The organism is Chitinophaga sp. 9-1-y, from assembly GCF_059511905.2.
This window is the reverse complement of the sequence record NZ_CM197955.1, coordinates 6,771,969-6,783,975: the sequence shown is the minus strand read 5'-3', so window position 1 is coordinate 6,783,975 and position 12,007 is coordinate 6,771,969. Positions and strand designations below refer to the sequence as shown.

The following is a 12,007-nucleotide window of genomic DNA, read 5'->3' as shown; positions in this document are numbered from 1 at the left end:
TAATCTTCGCTGCATTTGCTAAAAGCTAACTGCTAAAAGCTAAAAGCTAAATCGCTATCTTTGCTTCCTCCATGTATACACTAAAAAAATCTCTCGGCCAGCATTTCCTGACAGATGAAAATATCTCCAGGAAAATTGTAGAGTCGTTACCTGTAACCGAAGGCCAGCAAGTGCTGGAAGTGGGCCCTGGTGGGGGCGCCATCACAAAATACCTGTTGCAGTTGCCAGGCATTCAATTTAAGGCTATTGAGCTGGACACTGAAAAGGTGCAGTTCCTGGAAAAAACTTACCCCGATATTAAGGGTAAGCTGATCAATGAAAGCATCCTGGATGCCGCATTGCCTTTTGAAGGTCCGTTCCGCCTCATCGGCAACTTCCCCTACAATATTTCTACCCAGATCATGTTCAAAGTGCTCGATTGGCGCAACCAGGTGGATGTGGTGGTAGGTATGTTCCAGAAGGAAGTAGCCCAGCGTATTGCAGCGCCTCATGGCAATAAGGAATATGGTATTCTGAGTGTGTTGTTACAGGCATATTACAAAATCGAATATTTATTTGAAGTACACGAAAACTGCTTCAATCCGCCTCCTAAAGTGAAATCTGCCGTTATTCGCCTCACCCGGCTGGAACAACCCGCAGATATTGCCTCTGAGCGAAAATTTTTTGTATTGGTGAAAACTGCCTTCGGACAACGGCGTAAGCAATTACGTAACCCGCTGAAGACAATGTTCGACAAGGAATTGTTAGCACAGGATCCCATTTTTACAAAAAGAGCGGAAGAGTTGAGTGTGGCTGATTTTGCAGCATTATCCCATAAGATGATATGAGCAGGAAAGTATTAGTTACGGCGAAAACGCACCCGTATTTGATTGATCAGCTGGAAAGTAAAGGATTTGATGTCATTTACCAGCCAGCCATTACCTATGATGAAGTATATAGTACCATTCGTGATTGTGTGGGACTGATTGTGACCACCCGTATCCGGGTAGACAAATACATCCTGGATCACGCCACCTCCCTGCAATGGATAGGGCGTTTGGGTTCCGGGATGGAATTAATAGATGTACCCTATGCTGAAAGTAAGGGTATTCACTGTGTGAGCAGTCCCGAAGGCAACCGGGATGCAGTAGGGGAGCAGGCCGTAGGCATGTTGCTTTGCCTGTTGAATAATGTGCTGAAAAGTAGCCTGGAACTGAGAAATGGTATTTGGGAGCGGGATGGCAACCGGGGTTACGAGCTGAATGGCAAAACCGTGGGGATCATCGGCTATGGTAATACCGGTAGCACCTTTGCGCATAAACTGCAGGGGTTTGATGTGAATATCCTGGCATACGATAAGTATAAAACGGGGTTTGGTACCGCTGCCGTGAAAGAGGCTACTATGGAGGAAATCTTCAGGCATGCCGATGTAGTAAGTGTACATTTGCCATTAACCGCGGAAACAAAGCACCTGGCCAATGCAGCCTTTTTTGCGGCTTTTGCCCGCCCGGTTTGGTTCATGAATACGGCCAGGGGCAAACTGGTGAATACACCAGACCTGATAGCGGCGCTGGAAAACGGTGTGGTAGCAGGGGCTTGCCTGGATGTGTTGGAAAACGAAAAACTCAATACATATACCGAAGTAGAAAAAGCAGAACTGGCGTGGCTGTTGAAGGCGCCTAATGTAGTGGTGACCCCGCATATTGCTGGTTATTCCCATCAGGCGAGTATTAAAATGGCCCGTATTGTATTAGAGAAATTAAACATTTTATAAACCTGTCAAGCAGGTGGTGATTTTCGGGATAAATAGTTGATTTTCAATTTATTTAATCCGGAAATAAGGCCCTTTTTTCTTTATAGGAAATTCATTATATTTGCGATAATACCAGTAAACAACGCTTCTGTGCAAATGGAGGCGTTGATTTTTTTTTCTTATAACCACAAAAAAACACAACAGGTTATGTCTGGCATAAATTACGTTACGAAGGAAACCCTGGATCAGATGATGAGTGAATTGACCCAACTTAAAACCAAGGGTCGGGCTGAAATTGCGCGTGCTATTTCAGAAGCAAGAGAAAAGGGAGACTTGAAGGAAAATGCCGAATATGATGCCGCCAAAGAAGCGCAGGGTTTGCATGAAGCCAAGATTGCCACATTGGAAGGGGCTATAGCCGCTTCACGTATTGTGAGTGCAGATGCGATTGATACCTCTAAAGTATCCATCCTGTGCAAGGTAACTATTACCAATGTAGCTAATAAAAAGACAGTTACTTACCAGATAGTTTCTGAAACAGAGGCCGATCTTAAAGCGGGCAAAATTTCCGTTACTTCCCCTATCGGAAAAGGCTTACTAGGAAAGCATGTAGGAGATGTGGCAGAGGTACAGGCGCCAAACGGGCAGATTAAATTTAAGATTGACAGCATTACTGCATAAGCGGTACTGGTACTTTTTAAGGATATTTGTATGGGTTGCATTCATTTGCAACCCTTTTTATTTTTACATTGGCAATAAGAAATAACGACTATGACCATCTTCACGAAAATCATCAGAGGTGAGATTCCGAGCTATAAAATAGCAGAGAATGAACATTTTTATGCCTTCCTGGATATTTTCCCCCTGGTAAAAGGGCATACCCTGGTAATTCCCAAAGTGGAAACGGATAAGTTTTTTGATGTGTCGGACGATCTGATGAAGGAGTGGCTGTTATTTGCCAAGCCTATTGCACAGGCCATCGAAAAAGTAGTGCCCTGCAATCGTATAGGCGTGAGTGTAGTAGGGCTGGAAGTGCCGCATGCACATATGCATCTCATCCCGATTAACTCGGCAGATGACATGAATTTTTCCCGTAGTAAGCTAAAGCTGTCTGTAGACGAATTTAAGGAGATACAGTCACTGATTGTTGCGGCGTTATAATTGTGTTACCGGGGCGGGGGAACGTTAAACCGGAAGCCCACCCCATGTACCGTTTCCAGTTTGATTTGTGGATCTGACTTGAAATGTTTCCGTAGTTTGGTAATGAAAACATCCATGCTACGTCCGAGGAAGTAGTCGTCCTTTCCCCATACATTGGAAAGAATATCTTCTCTTTTAAGTGTTTTATTGGGATTATTACAGAAGTATTTTAACAGATCCGCTTCTTTCTGTGTCACGGAAATAGACACATCTCCATTGGTAGTAAAGAGGCGAAGGTCGTCGTAATCGAAGGTCAGCAGGCCAATGGCAAACTGGTTAGATTTGTCTTTACTACTACGGCCCATGGTCCGCTTCAGAAACACTTCAATGCGGAGTATAAGCTCCTGCATACTGAAAGGTTTGCTGATATAGTCATCCGCTCCGGTTTGGAGACCGGCTATTCTGTCTTCTTTTTCATTCTTGGAAGTGAGGAATAATATAGGAACATGGTCATTGAGTTCGCGGATTTGCTGCGCCAATTGTAGTCCGTCTTTTTTGGGCATCATCACATCCAGTAAGCAAATATCGAAAGAGCGTAATTGAAACTGCTCCCATGCCGCCTGGCCGTCTATACTGTGCACTACATCATAACCCGCTTCTTCCAATCGTTTTTTCGTAACCGCACCAATATTTTGATCATCTTCCACCAATAGGATTCTTGCTTTCATATCTGCCTGATGCTGATTAATATAAAAAAGCTTGTTATATAACCTGTCAATTACAAATGATGGTCACTTTTCATAGTTAAGCTATGGTCCGGTCTCTGGCCGGTAGCTTTAAATGGGTTGTTGAATTTCAACCAAAGTAACTACAATTTACGGATTTATGAAATAACCTTTTCGCAGGTTTGTTTTTACCGGGTAACCCTTTCAGGGTGTTGTTGCAGGAATTGTTCCCAGCCTTTAGCTTTGCTGAGTCCTGCGAGCGGATTGGTTTCCTGGTAAAAATGACATACGGCTACAGCCAGCGCATCTGTAGCATCAAGGTAATCAGGGCGTTCTGATATACTGAGAATACGCTGCAGCATTAACCAGACTTGCTCTTTATCAGCATTACCATTGCCGGTAACGGATTGTTTTACTTTTTTGGGAGAATATTCAGTCACTGCCAGGCCTCCCTGGATGGCTGCCGCAATGGCTACGCCCTGGGCACGTCCGAGTTTGAGCATACTTTGTACGTTCTTTCCAAAAAAGGGGGCTTCAATAGCAAAACTGGTTGGTTTATGCTCCAAAATGAGTTCCTGTACCCTTGCGTGAATCAGTTGTAGTCTTTCGTAGTGATCTTTGAATTTGGATAGTTTCAGGACATCCATCTCCAGGAGACGGGCTTTTTTCCCTTCTATAAGTATAAGCCCATAGCCCATTACGAGGGTACCGGGGTCAATGCCGAGAATTATTTTTGACTTGTTTGCCAACCACAGTTTATTTTTGCCAAAATTTTACTATCTGAACAAAAGTACCAAAATAATTCTCAATTACTTATTAGGAGCAGGGCTTTTTACCTGGCTGGCCTATTCTATTTATTCACAGTTGAAGCACCGGGATAACCTGCAGGTTTCCGTTCATCATATGTGGGAAACCCTACAGGAGAAAGGCTGGGTGGGTGTTTTCCTCGTGGTGGTACTCATGCTTTTTAACTGGGGGCTGGAAGCCCGTAAATGGCAGAAGTTAGTGGCACCGCTGGAAGCCGTGTCCTTTCCAAGAGCCTTCAGCGCTATTCTTTCAGGGGTATCGTTATCCATTAATACCCCAAATCGTGTAGGCGAGTACGGTGGACGTATCCTTTACCTGCAGAACGATCATAAACTCAAAGCCATAGCAGCTACCATTGTGGGAAGTTTCAGCCAGTTGATTGTGACTATTATTTTTGGGTTAATTGGTTTGCTGTACTATATCAACAACTTCGCGCTGGCAAAGGAGAGTGCGTTCCTGAACCCTTCCCTGTGGCAGAAAATAATCCTCATTGGCGGTATACTTATTTGTGGCCTGACTATATTGTTATATTTTCGGTTACAAATTATTCTGTCTGTATTTGAGAAGGTGCCTTTTTTGCGGAAAGCAAAGCCATTTGTTCAAATTATAGCGCAATACTCATCCGGCGAATTGTGTTACCTGTTGCTGCTTTCAGCCTTCCGGTATATCGTCTTCTCGGCACAGTATTTGATTTTGTTGGACGCACTTGGCATGGAGTTCATGTGGTGGCAGGCCTTCTTACTGAACAGTGTAATTTACCTGGTAATGGCTGGCGTTCCTACTATCGCTATCGCAGAATTGGGGGTACGCGGAAAAGTGAGTATCTTTTTCCTTGGTTTGTTGAGCTCCAATACGATGGCCATTGTTGCTGCCACAGTAGGTATATGGCTGATTAACCTGGTAGTGCCTGCCGTTTTGGGGAGTGTGTTGTTATTAGGAGTAAAAATTTTTAAGGAAAAATAGCTTCCACCAATGAAGTATCTGCTACTATTTATCTTATGGCTCTCCTGTATTCAACGTGTTGAAGCGCAAAACGATTTCTGCTCCATTCGTAATACCAGCTTTAATGCCGGCGAAAGTATCACCCTGAAAGTTTTCTATAATCTTGGTAAAATGTATGTAGGCGCAGGAGAAGCTACTTTTAATGTTGCCCTCGAACGCTTCGCTAACCGCGATGTATACCATGTAGTCGGAGATGGTAAAACCTACCGGGCCTACGATTGGATCTTTAAAGTACGGGATAAATATGAAAGCTATATCGATACCGCTACCCTGCAACCCCTGAAGTTTGTCCGGAATGTAAATGAAGGCGGCTATAAAATCTTTAATAACGTTGTATTCAACCAGGCCGGCCATCAGGCCATCAGTACCAACGGCACCTTTACCGTACCTCCCTGCGTACAGGATGTAATCAGCGCCATTTATTACGCCCGTAATATTAACTTCGATAAATATGTGGCAGGTGATAAAATCCCTTTTGCCATGTTCCTGGATGACCAGGTGTATAATATCTATATCCGGTATATGGGTAAAGAAGAAATCAATACTAAATTCGGGAAGTTCCGCGCTATCAAGTTCAAACCACTCCTGATCAAAGGAACCATCTTCGAAGGCGGGGAAAAAATGACGGTTTGGGTAAGTGATGATGCCAATAAAGTGCCTTTACGCATAGAAAGCCCCATTTCTGTTGGTAACATTGTGGTGGATATGGTGAATTACGGTAACCTCCGTTACCCCTTTACATCGCTGCTGAGCAAGAAATAACCCCCATTCCGGACTTATCATAGTAATAGTTTTAACAATTCATTTGACCGCCGGCCCCTAAATTTTACCGACCTTTCGTGCCGCAGAAAAACTTTATATTTGTTATAATCAATCCTTTATGATTATGGAAGAACGTAAACCGAAAATATTACTGGCTGAGGATGATACCAATCTGGGTATGGTGTTGAAAAACTACCTGGAGCTGAATGACTACGATGTGGAATTGTGCCGCGATGGTATCCTGGCTCTGGCAGCCTTCCGCCGCGAAAAGTTTGACATCTGTCTGCTGGACATTATGATGCCCAATATGGACGGATTTAAGCTGGCGGAAGAAATCCGGGACGTAGATCCTGATATTCCGCTTTTCTTCCTCTCCGCCAAAACCATGAAGGAAGACATCATCCAGGGATATAAACTGGGTGCCGATGATTATATCTCCAAGCCATTCGACAGCGAATTACTGCTGCTGAAAATCAAAGCTATCCTGAAACGTAACCAGGAACTGAACAACAAAGAAGAAGAAGTACACGAGTTTGTAATTGGCTCCTACGCTTTTAACTCCCGCCTGCGTACCCTGGCTCATAACAGTGAAACACACACGCTCTCCCCTAAAGAGAACGAATTACTGCACATGTTATGCGAACATAAAAATGACCTGCTGCCAAGAGAACTGGCACTGAAAAAAATATGGGGTAGCGATACCTACTTCAACGGCCGTAGTATGGATGTATATATCGCCAAACTGCGTAAGTACCTGAAAGACGATCCCAACATCGAAATCGTGAATATCCACGGTAATGGGTTCCGTTTGGTGGTGAAAGAAGCATAAATAATGAAGCTGAAAGCATAAAGCCGAAAGCAAAAAGCTATTAAAGCGAATGACTAGGAGCGAATATTAAATTACTTAATCGCTTTTATCATTCGCTTTAATAGCTTTTTGCTTTCGGCTTTATGCTTTCAGCTCAAAAAAGCAAATTGCTGCCACCTCTGAAGGACGTTTTTCCCAGATGTACATATGCTTTCTCTGTGACTTCTCTTCCCCTTGGCGTACGCTTAATAAAGCCTTCCTGGATCAGGAAAGGCTCATATACTTCTTCCAGCGTACCCGCTTCTTCCCCTACTGCAGTAGCAATGGTGGTAATGCCCACTGGGCCACCCTTGAAGTTTTCGATAATCACATTCAGGATGCGGTTATCCATTTCATCAAGGCCGTATTCATCTACATTCAGGGCTTTTAAGCTGAGCTGGGCTATTTCCATATCAATAACACCAGTACCAATTACCTGGGCAAAGTCACGTACCCGCCGCAGCAGTCCGTTGGCAATACGGGGCGTACCCCTTGAACGCCGGGCTATTTCGTGGGCCGCATCAGAGGTGATTTTGGTATTCAGTAGTCCGGCAGCCCGCCACAGAATTTTTTGTAAGGTAGCCGCACTATAGTATTCCAGCCTGGATTTGATGCCAAAGCGCGACAATAATGGCGCCGTGAGCAACCCGGACCGGGTGGTAGCACCTATCAGGGTAAACGGCTGCAGGTTGATTTGTATAGAACGCGCACTGGGACCCGTATCAATCATAATATCGATACGATAATCTTCCATGGCGGAATACAGGTATTCTTCCACCACGGTACTGAGCCGGTGTATTTCGTCAATAAACAGTACATCTTTATCTTCCAGGTTGGTGAGCAAACCGGCCAGGTCGCCAGGTTTCTCAATCACCGGCCCGGAAGTTTCGCGGATATTTACCCCGAGTTCATTGGCCACAATACGCGACAGCGTGGTTTTCCCCAGCCCCGGAGGACCGTGAAACAACACGTGATCGAGGGCTTCGCCACGCATCTTCGCCGCTTTGATGAATATTTTCAGGTTCTCGATAATTTGATCCTGCCCCGAAAAATCCATGATCTCTTTGGGACGGATACTATTCTCAAACTCTTTGTCTGCGGCACTGAGCTTGGTATCTTCTGGTCTTAAAGGCTGATTGGACATAATTGTATAACCTCAAAAATACGCAAATATTCAAAGGTAGGAGGCAGGTGTTTGTTTATATCGTTATCTTGATCATACTAAATCTATCCCCTATATGTCCAGATTCCCATTGTTGCTTGCTCTGATAATATGGATGAGCAGCGTGCTTACATTAAATGCCCAATCACGGTTTATACCAAAAGAAAGTTGGTTGTACCAGGCAAACTTCGATCTAAATTTTCGTGGTTTCCGGCAGCAGAAGGACCGGGTGTATCGTATAAGAATAATACAGGTAAACAAAGACGGCTCGGCTGATGCAGAAGCGCAATTACTGAGCGTTGCAGGGAGCGGCAATGGCTATCAGTATAACAGTACGGATTCTGCTGCCTATTTAGTAAATATGCTGTCACTCCCCGATATGCAGTTATTGTATCAGCCGCTGAAATTCAAAATATTTCCGAACGACAGCATCGGAGAGCCGGCAAACGTGGATGCGGTGAGCGCGGTTACTTCAGCGGCATTGGGGCTGCCCCTGAATTGGCAGGCAGACAGGGCGAAAGAATGGAAGTCATTGCCATACTTTTTGACCGGTGCAATAGCGCCTTTCCCGGCAAAAGTAATGCCCCACTATAAATGGACCCGGGGGCAATGGACCTATGAAGTGGAGGCGGTGTCTCCGGAAACGGTTACTATTACGGGTGTGGAGAATACCGTTTTTTCCGGTCAATTGCAGCCATCTAGCTGTCTTTCGTATGTACTTTCCCGTAGTACCAAACGGGTAATTGCCTGCACTGGTCATATTGGTCCATCCACAGCAAGCGTAACTGACAGTATCAATAGCAGGTGGTTACCAGCCCCTGCCCAGCCGGCATTGGTGGATACCGCCTATTACAATACACTGGTGCGGCTGAATGAATTAAGCAATACACTCCATGTCAGGGGAGAACTGGATTCTGCCAGGGTGGCTGATTTTCTTGCGTTGAATCGTCCCCGTTATGGCAACCGTTTACCATTTAAACTGGCAATGCTGAATTTAAATGTTGTGCATTCGCAATATATCAGGGAAATATATGAAGATGTGCTGGACAGCATCCCTTCCTATGCTTTGGCCGTTGATCCGAGTGCTGTGTTTAACAAGTTGCAGCATGTTTCCTCTGTAGACGCAGATTCAGCAATGGTATTGATAAGGTTATTGTCCGCTAATAAATTGGTAGCCAATCAATGGGTGGATGAGGTATTTTATCAACACCTTATCGATAGTCCGTTTGATACTGTTGATGCCAGGAGGCAATTTACAGCCGCGGGGATGAGCGAAAAGGCCATTCAGCGGGTGTTTGGAGAAGCAAAAGGGAAATTAGCCACTGCACAAGACATTATTGACCAAATGGTAATGGAAAAAGACAGTGTAATGCAGGCCACCGTAAAACCAATGGCCTGGTGGAATAAAATGAATCATACTACGGATACGGCTATATTAAAAAAATTACTGGACGAAGCAGACAGTTTTGCATCAACAGAAATGATAGTAGGGAAAGCCGCCCGCTATAAACTACTGGTGTACGATATTTTGCGGAAAGCCCATTTACAAAAGGAGGCGGATACTTTGCTCAATAAAACAGTAGCAGACCTGGTGTATAACCAGTCAGATACCGTCGCCTGGGCTGCTTATCTGGATTTCCAGGAAAGGAAATATGCGAACCGGCAACTCCTTGCTCATGCGTATCACCTTAAATACGAACAACTCCTCCCGGGCAACAAGGAGGCCGCCTTGCAATATCTGGCATTAGCGGCGGCCAACGCCCCGAAGAATAACCAGGAGAAAGCGAAGGAGAGTTTTTATGACAGAGATTTCCTAAATGCAAAAGAAGATTACAGCCAGGAGTTCGCAGAAGCATTGGCTGGGATAGGGCGCCCGGAAGAAGCCATAAAAGCACTTTCCAGGCAATTGCTGTCGCAGCCTGCTATGCTGGATAATGCCAGGGTATTATTTGAAAAACAGTTCCCCGGTAAATCATTCCTCGAATATTTTCAAAAAGTGGTCATGAAGGAATGGGAACAGGCCCCTGATTTTGTGCTCAAAGGAGTAAGAGATGAAAAATCGTTCCGGTTGTCGGACTACAAAGGAAAATGGTTGTTGCTGGATTTCTGGGGAGCCTGGTGCATGCCTTGCCGGAGGGATTTACCTCACCTGAGCCAATTGGCTGAAGAAATGAACGCAGGCAAGTATCCGGGTGCTGCGCTGCTCACCATCGCCTGCAGGGAGCCACTGGAAACCACCAGGGATTTCCTGGCTGGAAACACCTACGCTTTCCCCGCCGCTCATTCAGATAATAAAGTAGAAAATTTATATAAAGTGCGCGGTTATCCTACCAAAGTGTTAGTTTCACCTGAAGGGAAAATGCTAGACTTGCAGTTTGGCACTGACTATGCAGCCATCCTTAAAATGTATAGCAATGCATATGAGAAAGCACCACCATCAACAATCAATATAAAAAATAAGAAAAAGGATTAACTGCTTTATGAGGAAATCACTGTTATTATGTTTCGTAGCCGGTACAATGGCAGTTACCGGTTATGCACAGGATATTAAAGAAAAAGAAGTTGCCCGCATCATAGGCACATTGGCAGCAGATGACATGGGTGGGCGCTTACCCGGCACTCCCGGAATTGAAAAAGCCGCGCAATTTATCAGCAGCGAGTTTACCAAATCAGGTCTGCAACCCTTACCTGGTGAAACAAATTTCTTCCAGGAGTTTGGAAAATACCGCATGGAACAAACCAGTGTAGCCCTGACCGTTAATGGACAAACAAAAGACTGGCCTGTTATTCCGGTAGGTGCCGGACGCAGTTTTGACTGGGAAAAAGATGGTAGCTATAATGAGATCCATACGAAAGATCCGGCAGCGCTGATGCAAATCATACGTCATCCGGAGAAACTGGAGAAAAATACGTTGGTATGGCTGGACCCTTCCATGGCGGGCTTTCTGAGCGATTTATCCGCTACTTTTTCAGAACGTAGTTACGATACCAAAGCGGCGCTTGAAGTAGCGGCCGATAAAGCATCAGAAGGGAAGCATATCATTATGGTATATGAGAAAGAACCTGTGGCAGCGGATGCCACCTGGCGTATACATCTCCAGAGAGATATTCATATACAACATTTTGCGAATGTTGCGGGCATGATTAAAGGCAGTGGCAAACCAGATGAATATGTGATCTTTTCCGGCCACTACGATCACCTGGGTACTTTACCCGCTGTAGCTGGTGATAGCATTGCCAATGGCGCAGATGATGATGCTTCCGGTACTACCGCAGTTATTATGTTGTCGAAATATTTTAAGAAACATCCGCCGGTACGCTCCATTATTTTCGTAGCGTTCACCGCTGAAGAAACCGGTGGACACGGCTCCCGCTATTTCTCTGAGAAACAGGATCCCGATAAAGTGGTAGCGATGTTTAATATTGAAATGATTGGGAAGGAATCCAAATTTGGTAGGAACAGCGCTTTCATCACCGGGTTCGAGCGTTCTGATTTCGGACCAATACTACAACGTAACCTCAAAGGCTCTACGTTTAGTTTCCACCCGGATCCATATCCTGAACAAGGTCTATTCTACCGGTCAGATAACGCCACGCTCGCCAGACAAGGGGTGCCCGCACATACTATTTCTACCACGCAGATTGATAAAGACCAGTACTACCATACCGTTGACGACGAGCTGTCTACGCTGGACGTAGGGAATATTACTGATATCATTAATGCGATAGCGATCAGTGCCGGAACTATAGTGAATGGAACGGATACGCCTACACGAATTGAGAAGGCATCCCTGAAGTAAAATAATGTTACCAGCATATAATATATTGAT

At 44.9% G+C, this 12,007-nt stretch carries 12 protein-coding genes; 9 read left to right on the top strand and 3 right to left on the bottom strand.

Going from position 1 to position 12,007, the window contains the following annotated elements; translation table 11 throughout:
• Positions 1–71: 71 nt before the first annotated feature.
• From rsmA to AC5ZC7_RS26860, 4 genes are all read left to right on the top strand, one after another.
• Positions 72–827 carry a 16S rRNA (adenine(1518)-N(6)/adenine(1519)-N(6))-dimethyltransferase RsmA gene (rsmA, locus tag AC5ZC7_RS26875; protein ID WP_496162849.1) on the top strand — a complete coding sequence of 252 codons (756 nt, stop codon included), beginning with the start codon at positions 72–74 and terminating at the stop codon, positions 825–827.
• Entirely contained in the window at positions 824–1,753 is a 930-nt protein-coding gene (locus AC5ZC7_RS26870; RefSeq protein ID WP_496162850.1) for an NAD(P)-dependent oxidoreductase, read from the top strand. The genes rsmA and AC5ZC7_RS26870 overlap by 4 nt, the downstream gene beginning before the upstream one ends.
• Positions 1,754–1,939: 186 nt before the next feature.
• Positions 1,940–2,413 carry a transcription elongation factor GreA gene (greA, locus tag AC5ZC7_RS26865; protein ID WP_496162851.1) on the top strand — a complete coding sequence of 158 codons (474 nt, stop codon included), beginning with the start codon at positions 1,940–1,942 and terminating at the stop codon, positions 2,411–2,413.
• Between the two features lie 90 nt (positions 2,414–2,503).
• A complete protein-coding gene (locus tag AC5ZC7_RS26860) occupies positions 2,504–2,893 on the top strand; it encodes an HIT domain-containing protein (RefSeq protein ID WP_496162852.1) in 390 nt (129 codons plus the stop codon).
• 5 nt (positions 2,894–2,898) lie between these two features.
• On the opposite strand, the gene AC5ZC7_RS26855 is transcribed toward AC5ZC7_RS26860, so the two are convergent.
• Together AC5ZC7_RS26855 and ruvC are read right to left on the bottom strand one after the other, a co-directional pair.
• Positions 2,899–3,600, bottom strand: coding sequence for a response regulator (locus AC5ZC7_RS26855; protein WP_496162853.1), 702 nt, complete (start codon positions 3,598–3,600; stop codon positions 2,899–2,901).
• 185 nt (positions 3,601–3,785) lie between these two features.
• Positions 3,786–4,346: a crossover junction endodeoxyribonuclease RuvC gene (ruvC, locus tag AC5ZC7_RS26850; protein WP_496162854.1), complete on the bottom strand. Its 561-nt coding sequence runs from the start codon at positions 4,344–4,346 to the stop codon at positions 3,786–3,788.
• Between the two features lie 13 nt (positions 4,347–4,359).
• Between ruvC and AC5ZC7_RS26845 the strand changes: the two genes are divergently transcribed.
• The 3 genes from AC5ZC7_RS26845 (at position 4,360) to AC5ZC7_RS26835 (ending at position 6,997) form a co-directional block, all read left to right on the top strand.
• Complete coding sequence (locus AC5ZC7_RS26845) at positions 4,360–5,367, top strand: lysylphosphatidylglycerol synthase domain-containing protein (RefSeq protein WP_496162855.1); 1,008 nt, start codon at positions 4,360–4,362, stop codon at positions 5,365–5,367.
• 9 nt (positions 5,368–5,376) lie between these two features.
• Positions 5,377–6,168 carry a DUF3108 domain-containing protein gene (locus tag AC5ZC7_RS26840; protein WP_496162856.1) on the top strand — a complete coding sequence of 264 codons (792 nt, stop codon included), beginning with the start codon at positions 5,377–5,379 and terminating at the stop codon, positions 6,166–6,168.
• 124 nt (positions 6,169–6,292) lie between these two features.
• Complete coding sequence (locus tag AC5ZC7_RS26835) at positions 6,293–6,997, top strand: response regulator (protein WP_496162857.1); 705 nt, start codon at positions 6,293–6,295, stop codon at positions 6,995–6,997.
• 133 nt (positions 6,998–7,130) lie between these two features.
• On the opposite strand, the gene ruvB is transcribed toward AC5ZC7_RS26835, so the two are convergent.
• Positions 7,131–8,159 carry a Holliday junction branch migration DNA helicase RuvB gene (gene ruvB / locus AC5ZC7_RS26830; RefSeq protein WP_496162858.1) on the bottom strand — a complete coding sequence of 343 codons (1,029 nt, stop codon included), beginning with the start codon at positions 8,157–8,159 and terminating at the stop codon, positions 7,131–7,133.
• A gap of 94 nt (positions 8,160–8,253) precedes the next feature.
• Between ruvB and AC5ZC7_RS26825 the strand changes: the two genes are divergently transcribed.
• Both AC5ZC7_RS26825 and AC5ZC7_RS26820 read left to right on the top strand, forming a co-directional pair.
• Positions 8,254–10,650 (top strand): redoxin domain-containing protein, encoded by a 2,397-nt coding sequence (locus AC5ZC7_RS26825; protein ID WP_496162859.1) that lies wholly within the window; start codon positions 8,254–8,256, stop codon positions 10,648–10,650.
• Between the two features lie 7 nt (positions 10,651–10,657).
• The gene (locus AC5ZC7_RS26820; RefSeq protein ID WP_496162860.1) at positions 10,658–11,977 is read left to right on the top strand and encodes a M20/M25/M40 family metallo-hydrolase; all 1,320 of its coding nucleotides are present in this window, start codon (positions 10,658–10,660) and stop codon (positions 11,975–11,977) included.
• Positions 11,978–12,007: the final 30 nt, after the last annotated feature.